Genomic DNA, 16173 nt, shown 5'->3' with positions numbered 1-16173 from the left:
AAACTAAATATATTACGTCTCATTAATTTGGATATATTTTAGAACCATCTACACGAATTTCAATATTACTTCCGGCTTTAGCCTCTTCTGCCTTAATATCTTCAATTGAAGCGCCAGAACTTTCATTTCCAAACTTAATTGTGACATTTCCTTTTGTACCAGTTGCTGAAATTTTACCATCTCTAGTAACTGTTAGGCCATCTTTACTTATTGAACCAAAGTTTTGAACATAGTCTTCTCCTTTTATCTTAGTAGTATTACCAATTTTTTCACCAAACTTCTCTTCCCCACCATCAGTATAGTAGATTTGAGCTGCACTAATTACGTTAATTGCATCCGCTTTAATTGCTTTAATTCTGTTATTCTCAATTAAGTTTCCGATTGCTGGAATCGCAATCATTGCCACAATTGCTAAAATTACAACTACTGCTAACACTTCGATTAACGTTAAACCTTTTTCATTTTTTAAACGTTTTTTCAATAATTTTAACATATAAAAACCTCCTTTAGGATTAGTATGTAACTCGTTATGACTTAGTTCGGACTACACTTTTACCCGTTAACCTCACCCCCTTAAAATAGTCCGAAACTATTAATCTATTTTCCTACATTTGTTCATACAAGCTAAACATCGGCAAGAAGATGGCTGCAACGATTCCACCTACGATTACTGCCAGAAATAGAATCATGATAGGTTCAATTAACGACTTTAACGTATCCACATTGCGTTCCACTTCTGCCTCATAAAATTCCGCAACTTTTTCTAGCATATAATCGAGGGAACCCGTAGATTCTCCAATCGATATCATCGATGTGACAAGCGGTGGAAATAACCAACTTTTCGCTAAAGGTTCTGATAGTGGACTCCCTTTTTCAAGACTATCTCTTGCTTCTCTTACAACTTGTGAAATCACCGGATTCCCGACCACTTTTTCTACAATCGTTAGACTTTGCAAAATCGGTACTGCACTACTAAACAATGAAGACAAAGTGGATACCATCCGTGCAATAACAGATTTTTGCAATAGCGGACCAAATATTGGAAATTTCAACAATAAATAATTCATCGTATAGTGAAACTCTTTATTGTTTTTATAAAGGAAATAAAACAGCACAATTGCGATTACAAGAATACCAAGTACTACCCACCAAAAATTTCGTAACCAATCGCTAATTTTGATGGTGATGATGGTAACTGTTGGCAACTCTGCCCCCATGCTTTCAAAGGATTCAGTAAATGAAGGAACAATAAAGACCATCATAAATATGGCTACTGCAATAGTTAAAACAAGCAATATTAACGGATAAGTCATCGTCGATTGAATCTTTTTCTTTAAGTTGTATTGCTTTTCGAAGGTTGTAGCCAATTTATCCAAAGTAATATCCATATTCCCCGATACTTCTGCGGAAGCGATCATGTTAGTAAACAATTCGGGAAACACTTTCGGATGTTTTTTTGTCGCATCGGAGAAGGAAATCCCCGTTCGAATATCCTCCTCCACCATCTCCAAGGCTTTTTTTAACGGCTTGCTCTTTGTTTGGCGAGATAATATATTTGTAGAATCAACAATCGATACACCTGCGCGAATCAGCGTAGCAAATTGTCGGCAATAGATGACGAAATCCTGGTTTTTTACTTTTCCCCCACCGAAATTCAGCTCTTTGTCAAGGATGCTCGACGATTGATTGACTTCCCGGGGGTTGATACCTTTCTCCCGAAGTTTTGCAATCGCAGCTTTTTTACTTGTTGCATCGATTTTGCCTTTTATTACTTGACCTGTTTTCGTCCTTCCTACATACCTGTAAATGGTCAATGGTAATCACCAACGTTCATGTAAGGTTTCACTTCCTCAAACGACACGATGCCTCTTGAAAGCAACTCTTGAATTGAATGTTGCAACGTATGCATGCCTAGTGCACGGCTCGTTTGCATGATATTTTGAATTTGGTGAATCTTTTCGTTGCGAATTAAATTTGTCACTGACGGCACAGCCACAAGAATTTCGGTTGCTGCTACACGGCCACTTCTATCTTTTCGAACGAAAAGTCGTTGGGAAATTACTCCTTGCAACACATTAGCAAGTTGATTGCGAATTTGATTTTGCTGATGTGGTGGAAAAACATCGATAATACGATCAATCGTTGTCGGTGCACTGGATGTATGAAGTGTACCAAACACTAAATGCCCTGTTTCTGCAGCAGTAATTGCAGTTGATATCGTTTCTAAATCCCGCATTTCTCCAACGAGAATGACATCTGGGTCTTGACGAAGAGCAGCTCTTAGTCCTGTTGCAAAATCTTTTGCATCAATTCCAATTTCCCGTTGATTGACAATGGATTGATTATGTTGATGAATAAATTCAATCGGATCTTCTAGCGTAATAATGTGTTTTGCCTTCGTTTCGTTGATATGGTGAATCATTGCTGCCAACGTAGAAGATTTACCAGAACCTGTAGGCCCCGTTACTAGCACAAGTCCTTGTGGTTTATCCGCCAAATCATATAACACTTTCGGCATTCCGAGCGATTCAATTGTCGGGATTTTCGTTGGAATTAATCGAAAAGCTAATGCTGGTGCATTTCGTTGATGATAAGCATTGACACGGAATCGAAAATTTTCGTTAAAAGCGTAATTAAAATCTGCATCTCCTTTTGAACGATATTCTTCTAATTTGTTATCCGGAATAATAGCGTTCACCATGTCAATAATCTCTTCAGCAATCAACTCGGAATCTCCAAACCTTTCTAATTGACCGTGAATTCGGTACACTGGTGGAGTTCCAACGGTAATGTGTAAATCTGAAGCATTTAATTCATAAGTTTTTTGTAGTAAATCTTGGATTGAATATCCCATGGCACATCCCTTTCTATTCGACCGTTGCTACGCGTAGTACTTCTTCTGTAGTTGTCAAGCCATTTAATACCTTTAAAAATCCGTCTCCAAGTAAAGTTCGATAACCTTCCTGCTTCATGTAATCCATAATGGTTGGAATTCCTTTTCGTTGCAAAATGTAATCTCTCACCGTACGATCAATCGGTAAGATTTCATGTATTGCAATTCGACCTTTATATCCCGTATGGTTACATGCTGGACATCCTCGACCTCGAAGCACCTTATCAATTTGCAATCCTTCCCTAGAAAAGATTTCCTTTTCTCGAAGGGTTGCAGATACTGTTTCTGCGCAGTCGCGACATACCCTTCTTACTAATCGTTGTGCAATAACTCCTACGACGGAAGAAGCGATTAAAAACGGTTCTACTCCCATGTCTTCTAGTCGAGAAATCGATTCAACAGCACTATTTGTATGGAGCGTGCTCAAAACTAAGTGACCAGTAAGGGATGCTCGAGTTGCAATTTCTGCTGTTTCGGTATCCCTTATCTCCCCAATCATTACAATATCTGGGTCTTGACGGAGGATGGATCGCAACCCTGCCGCAAATGTTAAACCAACCTCTTCTTTTACTTGAATTTGATTGATTCCCTCGAGTCGATATTCAACTGGATCTTCAACGGTAATAATATTTACCCCTTCTTGATTAAGTTCAGATAAAGCGGCATACAATGTCGTCGATTTACCTGAACCGGTTGGACCGGTGATTAATACGATGCCATTTGGTCTTGAAATCATATTTCGGAATAATTCTTCGTTTTGTTTACTAAATCCTAATTTATCGATACTTGTAGCAGCATTGCTTAAATCAAGAATACGCATAACGATTTTTTCGCCATAAATGGTCGGCAATGTTGATAAACGAATATCCACCGGACGGAAATTAATGGTCGTTTTAATGCGGCCGTCTTGTGGTACACGGTTTTCTGTAATATTTAAATTCCCCATAATTTTAATGCGAGCTGTCACCATGTTTTGCATATGTTTTGGAAGTGAACGCTCCGTTCTGAGCACACCATCTATCCGGTATCTTACGCGAAATTCCGTCTCTTGCGGATCAAAGTGTATATCACTCGCCTTTTGCAATACCGCATTGGAAATTAATTGGTTTACTAATCGAACAATCGGTGAATCGTCATCGGTAATTTGCTGATCTACCGTTTCCGATGCAGCAATGTTTAAATCGGCCATCGCCGCATCCATCGATTCTTGTAAATCATAATATTTAGCAATTGTTCTGTATAAATCATCTTTCGCAGCTATCCCCGTCTCGATGTGACATCCGGTTGCCATTCGAACTTCTTCTATAGCAAAGTAATCCATCGGGTCAGCCATTGCGATAAACAATCGATTTTTATCTCTGCGAATGGGCATAATTTGTGCCCGTTTTGCCAACTCTGCAGGCACTAACTGAAGTACTTCTGGATCGATTCGATATTGGCTTAAGTTTACATGCGGAACACCTAATTGAAACTCAAGCACTTCAATTAATTGTTGCTCTGTTAAAAAGTTTTCTCGGATTAAGAAATCCCCTAATTTTTCGTTGCTCGATTTATTTTTTAGTGCGTATTCAAGTTGTTCAGTTGATATAACCCCTGCTTCAACGAGCAAATCCCCTAATCGCTTCCTATTTTTCGTAATCATTTTGCCCTCTCCTTTCTATGGAGTTACTAAATTTCCGCCTTTATCATAGTAACTTCCAGGAGGCAACCCATCCTCGAAATGATGATTTTTGACTTCGTAACGGTCGTCATAATCCGGTAATCCATCACCATCTAAATCCACATTCTCCACAAGATTAAAGCCTGCTTGATTACCTTGTTCTTCCATCACGCCGCTGCCTTCAGAAACTGGTTGTCTTGCTGAATTCAAAACAATTCGATTTTTTGGAGGATAATAATCTCTACTAATCTCTTGTATTCTTTCGTCCCCATTTTTCGAAATTGTTCTCGTAACCGTTACTCGAAGCCCTTGTTTTCCTTCTTGAATGAGCTTTGTTGTTCCCATTGGTAAATCATTAGAATAGCGGTTAATGATTCGAGGATCAATAGTCTGTTGATGAACAGAAATGTGAATAGTTGCATCTTTTACTGTAGAATGTAACGCTACTTTTAATTGGTCACCTTCGACTGTTGATTTAAATAGATAAGGATGTTCAGAAACATTGACAAATTGCAAATCTTTTTCGAAAAATGCATCTACATATACGTCCATTCCTGGTTGCAAATAAGTAGAAATTTCTTTTTGAGAATGTCTCTCTAAAATATCAACTTCCCCTTGTAATACGGTATTGTAAATCAGCGAGCCAAAGAAATTGAATCCTTCCATATTTGCCGCATCTGTTAGATTCTCGAAATAGGTTAATAGAGAGAATGGTTCGTTTGGTTTTAATATGTAATCGTTCAACGATTCCGCTAATACTTGTACGCCTCTTGCCTCAGTTGGAATTTGTTCAATAGATAATGCGATTCTTTCATTTTCAAGTTGCGTCGTATCTGTGACTGTTGCCTCAACTTCATGGGATTTTAAATAAGAAGCTTGCATAACAACTTGATTGTATGTTTCTTCTGTATCCCAAACGGAAATGTTTGAAATTCGATTTTTTACAACTTCACTATCTGAAATGTGAATTGGTATATGAACGACCTTATCAGATGTCCAAAATAGAAAAAAAGGCTTGTCTGTTAAATCTCGATAATTTTGTATCGACCGTTCTATATCAAATTGTATTTCTTGCGGATCAATTGAAAGTTCCGCACCGCCACCCTGTATGATAATCGGTTCTGATTTCCATTCAACAATTGCACTTTCTAGTACTTCTTTTATTTCATCATCTTTTAGACCAGAAACGCTAACTCCTCCAATCGTAGAACCGTTTGTTTGTTTTCCGTCCGCAAAAGCTTTTAATGAAGTTTGCATCGGAATCAATATACAAATCATTGCAATAATCACTAGGATGAAGGTGAATGCTTTGTGAGATTGTAAATATTTCAACGTATCCACCTCATTACACAACACTTTTTGTAGCAATATTAATCATAATTTACTATATCTCGTAGTAAAAAATACCCTAATCAAATTCATATAAAATAGGATACATTAATTTACAATTTTTAGCACGATTCTTTATACCTATTATCTTTAAATTTTTTTGTACAATAAATTTATAGACTAAAAATCATCCATTTTACTGGAAATTTTTTATTTTATAATATATATCCATTCCTGAGAAATAATAGTTCCCTTCTACTATAATTATATTTTTGATTACCTTTGTTATATGTATATAAGATTTGTAAAAAATGTTTCATTTTTGTTACATAAACAATATGTTACGATTCCATAATGTTTTGTAAGCAAGATAAATCAAAACATCAATATATTGTGACAATGAAAGCACAATTCTCTATCTTCTATAGCAATTTTCAACGTTTTTCATTACATTGAAATTAGAATTCATTCTACATGATAAGTAGGTGCTTATAGTGAAATATCTATTCAACCAAAGAGGCGGTAAATCGCTAGTTGTTACAGCAATCACGATTTGTGTACTTTTCCTTATTTCAGGCGGTGCAATGATTTATTTTACAATTAAAGATCAAAATATCGAATTTTCTGAAGAAGTGGTAGCTGAGGCTACAAGGGTGGCAGAAGCGGAACTTAATAAAGCCTATGCTGTTGCGGAACAATATCCATTTGAAAAGCGATTCGAAGCAATCCAATCAATCGGCTATCGCGAACCAAAGGAAGGAGAATATGCCATCTTCACCTTTGAAAAAGAATATAAAGAAGAAGATGAATTTTACGTTATTTTAAAAATGAAACCGCATGCAGAATACGAAAATCTGACAAGAGTGTATGTATCGGTTTTTGATAAAGAAAACGGGGCACTTATTGTTGAAAAAGAAAATGTTTTGAAATGGGAAACGGAAGGAAAATAATTCTAATAATCGGAGCGAATGATGATAACATTATGTTATTCAATTCGCTCCTTTTTTCTACGGTAACTTTATTTATAAGGAATTATAAAACTTTCATTTTATATTCATCAAATGTCAATATTTTTATAATAAATAATACCCATTAAAATTTCATAAAAATGTATAATGAAGTATAAATAGTATTTTGTTCCCGTTTTAGACTGTAAATAAAAAAATCAACCTCGATAGTTTATATAGCGCTCTTTATTCATCAGGTTATACATAAATCTATTTTAAGTGAGGTTAATTTTGTTCTTTAGGAGGAGTAAATGAAAAAAATCTTACGAAATGAACTGGGCCTTTCATTATTAGAAGTAGTTGCTTCAATCATTATCCTTTCCATTATTCTAATTGCTTTTTTCACTTTCTTAGTACAATCCAAAAAAATAAATCGTATATCCGAGTCTATCGCAGACGCAACATATATAGCGCAAATGGAAATGGAAAATTTATATTCATTATCGAATGGTGAAAACTTTAATAATCTAATATTAAAACTGAAGTCTGACAGTAATTATACGTTGCAATCAGAAAGTCTAAAAAAATGCCCAAATAATAATCAAGATTATTCTGATTATGTGTTCGAAAAAATAGATTCTCAATATCCTAATTTCAAAGGAGAAATTCATATAAAAACTCTTTGTCAATATGAGAATAGCGTATCTTTTCGGATAGAGTTGATTGACGTGAATACAAATAGCACAAAAGCTATTTTAGAAAATGTTTATATGTTAAAGGTGACAAATTAGGCGGTGGGATTATCAGAATGTCTAAGCATAATCAACAAGGCTTGACTTTGGTGGAAGTTCTAGCTGTTATCATCATTTTATCGATTATTTTCACATTTATCTTTTCTATTATGAACTCTTCTATTTCACAACATTCTGAACAAGGAAAAGAAGTACAACAAATTCAAAGCGGTGCATATATTTTGAAACAAATCACGAAAGACATGAGAAAGAGTTATAGAATTGAAATTAATGCGAATAAATATTATCTATACAATAAAGAAAAACTACTCTATCAATACGAATACACGTCAAACGCTGAATTGTTACGAACAGATGAAAACAACGATGTTACAGTAGTAGGAAAAAATATAGAAAGCTTTTTAATCTCAACTGATAATGAAGGAAAAGAAGCAACCATATTTTTTGAAATTAATGGCAAAGAATATCGAACGACCATTAATTTTAGAAGAGGGGGATCGTGATGAAGTTCATTAAAAATCACCAAGGCTACGCATTATTTCTGACCATTTTGGTTCTTATGTTAGCTTCTGTTATCGGAATATCCCTATTAACCATCACGTCAAATGCAAATAAAACAACTATCCACGAAAGAGAAAATCAAGCATTATTTTACATTGCCGAGGCAGGTGTAAACCTTGAAAAATCAAATGTATTGAAAGTGTTAAAAGAACTGGACGGAGATATTAAAGCCTCTTTCGAAAATTTGGATCCAAATATCGATAAAAAAGACTTACAAAATTTATATTACGAAAAATTAGTAGATGATTTTTGTAAAAAATATACTGGTGGTAAATGTGGTTCTACTTATTATTTGGAAGAACAGTTCTCCAAAAAACCTAAAGCAGAAACAGAAGTGTCGATACATTTAAATCAACAGCCAATTATCACCATTACATCAACAGGTTTTTTTGAAGAGTATCCAGCGCAATCACGCACAGTTACTCAAGAATTGTATTTAAATATTAATGTCAATATTCAACCTAAAGAAGGTGGAAATGATCAATCGAACGGAGATGGACGCGAAAATAAAAATGAAGAAAACGTTCTCCCTTTAGAGAATTTTACAGTGTTTACAAAAAGAGATATAGAATTGAGCGGTGGAGCAACCATCCATGGTAATGCAGGATCTATACAAGGCGATATTTCTTTAAACGGAGGTTCAACCATTACTGGAAGTATTGCAGCAGCTGATGAATTGAATCTAAAATATCCAAATTGGATGTATGGCATTAAAGAAAAATTTACATCACTCCCTGAATTTTTACAAAATTCCCCTTCAAAATTAGATTATTATTTACCTGAATTTCCAGATAAGATTTTTCAAGAAGGAGAATATTTCCCTCTACCAGAGGATTATGAAATTGTGAGAAGTCCATACAATAAACATTGGGTCATAAAAGATGGGCATTTAAATGCTACTTCTTATTTAGCAGATAACTTTACATTAACATTGAATAACGACACAAGACTTAAATCTATTAACATAACTGGTAGTAATACAATTACAATTGATATTGGTAATAAGGATATTAATTTACTCGTTGATGATTTAAACATTTCACAAGGTCATATCAACATTATAGGATCAGGAACATTAAATATTTATGCGAAAAAAATTTCTTCTATCGGAGGATCTTGTCAATTAAATTTAAATGGCAACCCTGCTTCTTTTAATATATTTTATAATGGCACTGCCCCTCTCTCCTTCTCTGGTGGAGCAAAAGTAAACGGATCCTTGTATGTAAAACAAAGCAATTTATCCTTATCTGGTGGTTTTGCTTTTTATGGCAATATTTATAGCGGCGGTTCAATGATTAGTATATCAGGAGGAGTACCAACAAGAGGTCAATGGATAGTCGCTCCAAAAGCAACTTTATCCTTATCCGGAGGCGGTAACGTAACCGGCACAGTTATTGCAAATTCTATCGACGCTAACGGAGGAACAAGTATAAAATATGGTGAACCTATCGTTCCAAATCCAGCTGTTCCACCAACACCAAATCCTCCAGCAGATTTAGAATATAATCTTGATACTGACTTAAGTGATCCATTTATTGAACAACCATTAATTGAAATTGAAAAATAAAAAAGAAAGCGTAGAAACTCTCCATTTCAGAAAGTTTTCTACGCTTTCATTATACCTTAGTACATCTTCAAATAATGCTCTCTCTCCCACGGGTGAACTGTGGAGCGATACATTTCGAATTCGATTTCCTTCGCTTCTTTAAAGTTTTGGTAAATATGTGGTCCAAGTGCGTTTTTCACCACTTCATCTTGTTCCAACAAGCGTAGCGCATCGTCCAATTGTGCAGGCAAGTTTTCAATTCCGTTTTCACGGCGCTCTTCTTCTGTCATGATATAAATGTTTCGGTTAATTGGTGCTGGCGGCGTTAATTTATTTTTAATTCCGTCAAGACCAGCCGCTAAAATAACTGTCATTGCTAAATATGGATTCGCTGATGGATCAACAGAACGCACTTCAATACGTGTTGACACTCCGCGAGAAGCTGGTACACGAATTAATGGAGAGCGATTTTGTGCAGACCAAGCGACATATACAGGGGCTTCAAACCCAGGTACTAAACGCTTGTAAGAGTTCACTGTTGGATTTGTAATGGCCGTAAAGCTTTGTACGTGTTTTAATACACCAGCCATAAATTGCATCGCCGTTTCGGATAATCCAAGTTCTGTTGATGGATCATAGAATGCATTCTCTTTTCCTTTGAATAAAGAAACGTTGCAGTGCATACCTGACCCTGCTTCACCGAATAATGGCTTCGGCATAAACGTTGCATGTAAACCATGTTTGCGGGCAATGGTTTTCACCACTAATTTGAAAGTTTGAATATTGTCGCAAGCTGTAATAACATCCGCGTATTTGAAGTCGATTTCATGTTGTCCCGGCGCCACTTCATGGTGAGACGCTTCCACTTCGAAGCCCATCTCTTCTAACTCTAATACAATATCGCGGCGGCAGTTTTCTCCAAGGTCAGTTGGAGCTAAATCAAAATATCCACCATGGTCGTTAACTTCTAAAGTAGGTTCGCCGTTTTCATCCAATTTAAATAAGAAGAACTCTGGTTCAGGCCCTAGATTGAAATCGGTAAAGCCCATTTCTTGCATTTCTTTAATAATTCGTTTCAAGTTTGTGCGAGGGTCACCTAAGAATGGTTCGCCATCAGCAGTGTAAATATCACAAATAAAACGAGCTACCTTTCCTTTCCCAGTTGTCCAAGGGAATACCATGAATGTATCTAAATCCGGATATAAATACATATCAGATTCTTCAATTCGCACAAATCCTTCAATGGAAGATCCGTCGAACATCATTTTATTGTTCAATGCCTTATCCAATTGGCTTACAGGAATTTCCACGTTTTTGATTGTTCCTAAAATATCTGTAAATTGTAGTCGGATGAATTTTACTTCCTTTTCTTCTACTAAACGATAGATATCTTCTTTTGTATAACGACTCAAAAAATCCACTCTCCTAATTATGTTAGCTTTGCTTTGACGATTGTTATTGATAGAGCCTATTAACGTCTCCATAACGCAAGGAAGGTTTTTGCAAACGGGATTGAGCAATCTTCATTTCTTCCCGCAAAATGCTGCGGATTTTATCTTCTGATAGTTCTTTTCCGATTTTATTATGCTCATTTTCCTCTTTTTTCATTTCAAAGACTTTTTTGATTCCCGCAATGTTTAAGCCTTGTTCAAGTAAATCTTTAATTTCTAGCAGTTGATCAACATCATTTAACGAAAACATTCGTTGATTGCCTTCTGTACGATGTGGACGAATTAAATCATGTTCTTCATAATAACGAATTTGGCGCGCCGTAAGATCCGTTAATTGAATTACCGTACCAATTGGCAATAAAGGCATAGATTTTCGAATTTCACTCGTCCGTTTCTTTTGATTTGACATGTCACTCCTCCCCAATGAGGAAATTTTACTACCCGTCATTTTATTTGTCAATGTCATGTTAGAAAACCTAACATCAGTAATTTATTGTATATTCGAGATAAATTGCCATTTATCCTAAGAAAAATTGTTTATTTTTTATTTTGACGCAAAACAAAAAGACTGTGGAAAAATTGATTGTCATTTTCCACAGTTTTTTCCTTTATCATTATCCTTTTTTCAATCGGTAAATCAATTCTAATAAATGGATAAATAAATTGATAAAAACTAAATATAAACTCAAAGCCATCTTTACAACTTCATCTTCTTTTACATAATGATTCCGAATTAAATTAAAATCATACACAGTGAAAAGAGCAAATACCAATACGATTAAAGCTGCAATCAATATATGTACTGTACTGCTAACTGAGATAAAGAAATAAATAAGGGAAAATATAATAACAATAAGTAAAATTGCCACTAAATACATTCCCCAGCTAGAAAGATCCCGTGGTATATTTAATCCCACTAACGCAAGTATAATAAATAGAATTACCGTTCCGAAAAATACGGAAAGCAAAAATGCTGCTCCTAATGCCTCTATAAAAAACTGACCTAACCAAAAGAACATAATACCTGTTAAAAATGGAACAGCATATAAAATTCCACCCGCTAAATATACATTGCGTACAAAAACGACGACAATTAACAAGATAATATTCATAATTGCAATGGCCAAAACAATTGAGGATGGCAATAACATTCCAATCAATAAACCAATGGCCGTTAAACCCCACATTAAAGCAAAATGTTGTAATACAAGTCTTAAATGATGGGCGTACATGTAAACAACTCCGTTTATCTTATTTAGTTCAATATATTTTTCATTGGAGTTGTATATTCAAACTAAAAGACCTTTCCGGTATATTCAATCATTCGATTTTCCTTTGTCACGATAATTTTTGTGACACTTGCTCCTTCAATTTCAAAGTCCCATATATGTTGAATTGGTAATCGCAAAATCGATAATATTAGGGCGCGAATGGCTACACCATGGGATACAACAAGAATTTTCCCCGAGCTCAATTTTCTTGCACAAAATTGAACAAACTCGTCCATTCGTTGAATAACTTGTTGGAAACTTTCCCCGGTATCAGGGGTGTATCGTTCTGGATAACAGCAATATTCCTCGTATCTTTCTGCATCATCATTTTGAATTTCTGCAATCCGCTTTCCTTGCCAACTACCTAAATGAATTTCTTGCAATCTAGCATCTTTTTCAATCGTTAAATAATGACCTACTAATATTTCGGCAGTGTCATAGGCTCTTTTTGAAGGACTAGAAAAAGCCGCATCAAATGAAATGTCTTGAAGTTGCCCTTTTAAACGCATGACTTGCTCAATGCCCATTTTCGTTAAATTTGAATCGAGCCACCCTTGCAGCCGCCCTTCTTTATTCCATTCTGTTTCTCCATGGCGCACGATATAAAGTTCTAATTTATTTTCCATACCATTCATCCATAACTTGCTGAAATTTTTCGATTGCTTTTTCGCTTTTAATTCCAATTCGAAGCCATTTGCCATCCATACCAACAAAATTTTCTGTATGTCTTAAGACAACTCCATTACGAAGGCAATAAAAATAAAAATCTCTTGTTTTTTGCGATTCTTTCAATTGAAAGCATAAAAAGTTCGCAACGCTTTTCGTTATGATGCATTGTTGTTTGTGCAAATAGTTTTCTAGATTTCTTTTTAATGATTGGTGATTTTCAATGCTTTCTTTTCGAAATTTATCATCTTCTAAACACAATCTGCCGATTTCGATTGCCAAAGCATTTACGTGCCAATGAGGAAGCTTTTCTCTCAACTGATTGATAACATTTTCGCTTGAAACTAAATATCCTAATCGAATGCCAGCAATACCGTACATTTTCGTCATCGATCTCATAACCGAAAGATTAGAATATTGTTTTATTAGGGAGATAACAGATTCAGATTCATCGGTCCAATCCATAAAGGCCTCATCAACTAACAGCTCACAACCTACTTCTCTTCCGTAAATCAAGAGTTCTTCAATTATATCCTTTGAAATAAGGGAACCCGTTGGATTATTCGGATTACATAAGTAGAGGCAAGAAGCATCATGCATGCTCTTTTTGATTTGATTCATTGGAAGTTTGTATGTCGTAATTTCATGAGCCACATATTCAATGATTTTGGCTCCTTGCGCTTCCAACGTCGATTTATATTCAGAAAAGGTTGGATGAACGATGATTACTTGTCGATTAGTAAATCTTCCAGCAAAAAAGGTTAATAATTCTGCCGCGCCGTTTCCAATGATAAGGTTTTCTCGTTGAACATTTAGTTTCTTTGCTAGCATTGTTCTTAACGGTTCTGCTTCTGGATGCGGATAGGTGGAAATATGGTGAATGAATTGGGGCCAAGCATCTTTCACTTTCTGAGGAAAGCCAAATGCATTCACATTTTCACTTAAATCATATACTTTTTCAGGAATTGGAATCTGAAAACGTTGATAAAGTGTTTTGTAATTAGCCCCATGCGACGGTAATTGCAACGACGCCACCTCCCATGATAATCGTAAATAGTGCTGAAACGATAAACATATGGCGAATTGCTTCTTTAATATGGTTTACCTCTAACGGCACATCCGCTTTTCCCATATAAGCTCTAAAGGATTGTACACCTTGGTAAGAGTTGTAGCCTCCTAGTCTAATTCCAAGTTGATAGCTGGTAGCAGCTTCTAAATAACCGCTATTAGGACTAGGATGTTTTTTTGCATCTATCCTCCATAAACGAATCCGTTCAGTTAACGAGCGATGGGTTTTATTTTTCGTGAACAATAAAATAATCAAACCTGTTAATCGACTTGGAATAAAGTTAGCCACGTCATCCAACTTTGCACTAAATTTTCCAAACTCAATATATTTTTCATTTTTATAACCAATCATGGAATCTAACGTGTTAATTGCTTTATAAGCCCATAATCCAGTTGCTCCAAAAAGACAAGCGTAAAATAGTGGTGCTGTTACCCCATCACTTGTATTTTCAGAGACTGTTTCTACAACACCGCGCACAATTTCCGATTCCTCTAAATGTTCGGTATCGCGCCCCACAATCCACGATAGTTTTTTTCTAGCTTCATTTAAATCTCCTGCAATTAACGCATTATATACTTCCATTGCTGCTTCTTTTAAACTTTTTTGGGCTAGTCCAATCCCAATCAATACCCCTTCAATGAGTATGCCTACTATTACATGAATTTTATAAGCTAAATACACTATAAGAAAAGTTGTAATAGCTACAACAGATACAACGAGAATACCGGTAATCATTCCTTTAAGAAAGCAGTAAGATCCTTTATTGAAACGATTGGTAAGGAATCTGATGAATGAACCGATCCACCGAACAGGATGGGGAAATTTTGGAGGGTCACCGATAAAAGCATCTAGCAATTGTCCTACAATCACTGCAACAACCGTCATGTTTTCGATATTCCTTTCGTATAAGCAATATATTCATCAACGGCCATTGTTAACGTTTCATATAAGGCTTTTCCAACAAACGAACCAAGTTTTGTAATGGACCCTCCATATTCATGAAATTCCCCTTTTTGAGTGGAGGCAATGCATACGCTATCAGTAGAAGTACCTGTCGCAATCGTGCCGGAATTGGAATCGATAATGTTTCGTTCCGCGAGCACTTTTGTTTTCACTTCAATAGCGCAACATAATGCTTGAATTAATGCCTCATCCGTTAAATAACCGTTTATGAAAATAAAGATATTGATTGTGCCATTTGCTGGTTTATAAGAATATGCATGAGATTTTGTAACATCCACCGCATTACTCAATCCAGCAGTAACAAGTAAAACGATGGAAGTTTCACCCTCCTCGTAAAAACGTGAAAAGGCAAATTTCATATCGACAGCCGTCATCATCGCTACGGTTTTATCAAGTGGAAAGCCTTTGGATAGAAGAAATTGTTTCATTTCTTCATGGGCATCCTGAGGAAAGTAGGTTTTATCAACAGTACGATTAATAAAATATTGATAATGACCATAACCAGGATTGTGCATAGCTGAACTAAACGTGCGCAGGGGTTCATTCGCTTCAATTGCAATAAATTCTCCATAGTTTTTGATACATTCAAGTGTTATCATTCTATTCCCTCTTTTTGACTACTCTATTAAGTAAGTTAACACAAATCGAAGTTTAAGTGAACAAACAATACAGCAGGTTAAGAAAAACTTATGACTGAATGTTCAGGTGTTTCCATTTAACTTTTTCCGACAGAAGTCTCCCATCCTCAAGGAATGTGAAGGGCGATAGCCCAATGAGTAGGTGGGAGATGAATGTCGGTTGGCGATAGCCAAATCTTATGATAAACTGAATGTATCATATGTTTCTTGATAAGTGGCTATATGGTGGTTGAGTGGACAAATGAATAGGCGAGAACCAAGCAGATTCCTTCCACTTGTAAAATAGCCAAGGTAGAAATGTCGGATATCTAGGGTTGGGACGACCCGAAGTCACGCTCAGGGAGACGAAAGGTGGCTTTCGTCGCGGAACTGAGAAGCTCCCACTTCAAGCAAAGCTAAGTGGGAGTAGTTCACGTTACTAGTAACC

At 35.8% G+C, this 16173-nt stretch carries 16 protein-coding genes; 4 read left to right on the top strand and 12 right to left on the bottom strand.

All coding sequences use genetic code 11. From position 1 onward, the window contains the following. Window positions 1-22: 22 nt before the first annotated feature. The 5 genes from UtA1_RS08780 to UtA1_RS08760 all read right to left on the bottom strand — a co-directional run bounded on the left by UtA1_RS08780 (window position 23) and on the right by UtA1_RS08760 (window position 5885). Window positions 23-493: a type II secretion system protein gene (locus tag UtA1_RS08780; protein WP_096550735.1), complete on the bottom strand. Its 471-nt coding sequence runs from the start codon at window positions 491-493 to the stop codon at window positions 23-25. A 112-nt stretch (window positions 494-605) separates the two neighbouring features. Next, window positions 606-1814 carry a type II secretion system F family protein gene (locus UtA1_RS08775; RefSeq protein ID WP_096550734.1) on the bottom strand — a complete coding sequence of 403 codons (1209 nt, stop codon included), beginning with the start codon at window positions 1812-1814 and terminating at the stop codon, window positions 606-608. Continuing rightward, complete coding sequence (locus UtA1_RS08770) at window positions 1811-2854, bottom strand: type IV pilus twitching motility protein PilT (RefSeq protein ID WP_096550733.1); 1044 nt, start codon at window positions 2852-2854, stop codon at window positions 1811-1813. The genes UtA1_RS08775 and UtA1_RS08770 overlap by 4 nt, the downstream gene beginning before the upstream one ends. Before the next feature lie 13 nt (window positions 2855-2867). Continuing rightward, on the bottom strand, window positions 2868-4535 hold the full coding sequence (locus UtA1_RS08765) for a GspE/PulE family protein (RefSeq protein ID WP_096550732.1): 1668 nt from the start codon (window positions 4533-4535) through the stop codon (window positions 2868-2870). Window positions 4536-4550: 15 nt separating this feature from the next. Next, the gene (locus UtA1_RS08760; protein WP_096550731.1) at window positions 4551-5885 is read right to left on the bottom strand and encodes a VanW family protein; all 1335 of its coding nucleotides are present in this window, start codon (window positions 5883-5885) and stop codon (window positions 4551-4553) included. Between the two features lie 491 nt (window positions 5886-6376). Between UtA1_RS08760 and UtA1_RS08755 the strand changes: the two genes are divergently transcribed. The 4 genes from UtA1_RS08755 to UtA1_RS08740 all read left to right on the top strand — a co-directional run bounded on the left by UtA1_RS08755 (window position 6377) and on the right by UtA1_RS08740 (window position 9709). Beyond that, complete coding sequence (locus tag UtA1_RS08755; protein WP_096550730.1) at window positions 6377-6832, top strand: hypothetical protein; 456 nt, start codon at window positions 6377-6379, stop codon at window positions 6830-6832. A 308-nt stretch (window positions 6833-7140) separates the two neighbouring features. Next, the gene (locus tag UtA1_RS08750) at window positions 7141-7620 is read left to right on the top strand and encodes a hypothetical protein (RefSeq protein ID WP_096550729.1); all 480 of its coding nucleotides are present in this window, start codon (window positions 7141-7143) and stop codon (window positions 7618-7620) included. Between the two features lie 17 nt (window positions 7621-7637). Continuing rightward, the gene (locus tag UtA1_RS08745) at window positions 7638-8084 is read left to right on the top strand and encodes a PilW family protein (RefSeq protein ID WP_096550728.1); all 447 of its coding nucleotides are present in this window, start codon (window positions 7638-7640) and stop codon (window positions 8082-8084) included. Further along, a complete protein-coding gene (locus UtA1_RS08740; protein WP_096550727.1) occupies window positions 8084-9709 on the top strand; it encodes a DUF7305 domain-containing protein in 1626 nt (541 codons plus the stop codon). Before UtA1_RS08745 ends, UtA1_RS08740 begins: the two co-directional genes overlap by 1 nt. 56 nt (window positions 9710-9765) lie before the next feature. On the opposite strand, the gene glnA is transcribed toward UtA1_RS08740, so the two are convergent. The 7 genes from glnA to UtA1_RS08705 form a co-directional block, all read right to left on the bottom strand. Then, entirely contained in the window at window positions 9766-11100 is a 1335-nt protein-coding gene (glnA, locus tag UtA1_RS08735) for a type I glutamate--ammonia ligase (protein ID WP_096550726.1), read from the bottom strand. A 43-nt stretch (window positions 11101-11143) separates the two neighbouring features. Beyond that, a complete protein-coding gene (locus tag UtA1_RS08730) occupies window positions 11144-11548 on the bottom strand; it encodes a MerR family transcriptional regulator (RefSeq protein ID WP_016836852.1) in 405 nt (134 codons plus the stop codon). Between the two features lie 205 nt (window positions 11549-11753). Beyond that, window positions 11754-12371, bottom strand: a complete 618-nt coding sequence (locus UtA1_RS08725) for a Bax inhibitor-1/YccA family protein (RefSeq protein WP_096550725.1) — start codon at window positions 12369-12371, stop codon at window positions 11754-11756. A 62-nt stretch (window positions 12372-12433) separates the two neighbouring features. Continuing rightward, the gene (locus UtA1_RS08720; RefSeq protein WP_016836849.1) at window positions 12434-13036 is read right to left on the bottom strand and encodes a histidine phosphatase family protein; all 603 of its coding nucleotides are present in this window, start codon (window positions 13034-13036) and stop codon (window positions 12434-12436) included. Continuing rightward, the gene (locus UtA1_RS08715; RefSeq protein ID WP_016836848.1) at window positions 13026-14102 is read right to left on the bottom strand and encodes a pyridoxal phosphate-dependent aminotransferase; all 1077 of its coding nucleotides are present in this window, start codon (window positions 14100-14102) and stop codon (window positions 13026-13028) included. The genes UtA1_RS08720 and UtA1_RS08715 overlap by 11 nt, the downstream gene beginning before the upstream one ends. Continuing rightward, window positions 14077-15030, bottom strand: coding sequence for an adenosylcobinamide-phosphate synthase CbiB (gene cbiB / locus UtA1_RS08710; RefSeq protein WP_096550724.1), 954 nt, complete (start codon window positions 15028-15030; stop codon window positions 14077-14079). Before cbiB ends, UtA1_RS08715 begins: the two co-directional genes overlap by 26 nt. Next, window positions 15027-15707 (bottom strand): adenosylcobinamide amidohydrolase, encoded by a 681-nt coding sequence (locus tag UtA1_RS08705; RefSeq protein ID WP_096550723.1) that lies wholly within the window; start codon window positions 15705-15707, stop codon window positions 15027-15029. Before UtA1_RS08705 ends, cbiB begins: the two co-directional genes overlap by 4 nt. Window positions 15708-16173 lie beyond the last annotated feature (466 nt).

Source organism: Ureibacillus thermosphaericus, from assembly GCF_002370195.2.
Lineage (GTDB): Bacteria > Bacillota > Bacilli > Bacillales_A > Planococcaceae > Ureibacillus > Ureibacillus thermosphaericus.
This window is presented reverse-complemented; position numbering and strand designations above follow the sequence as displayed.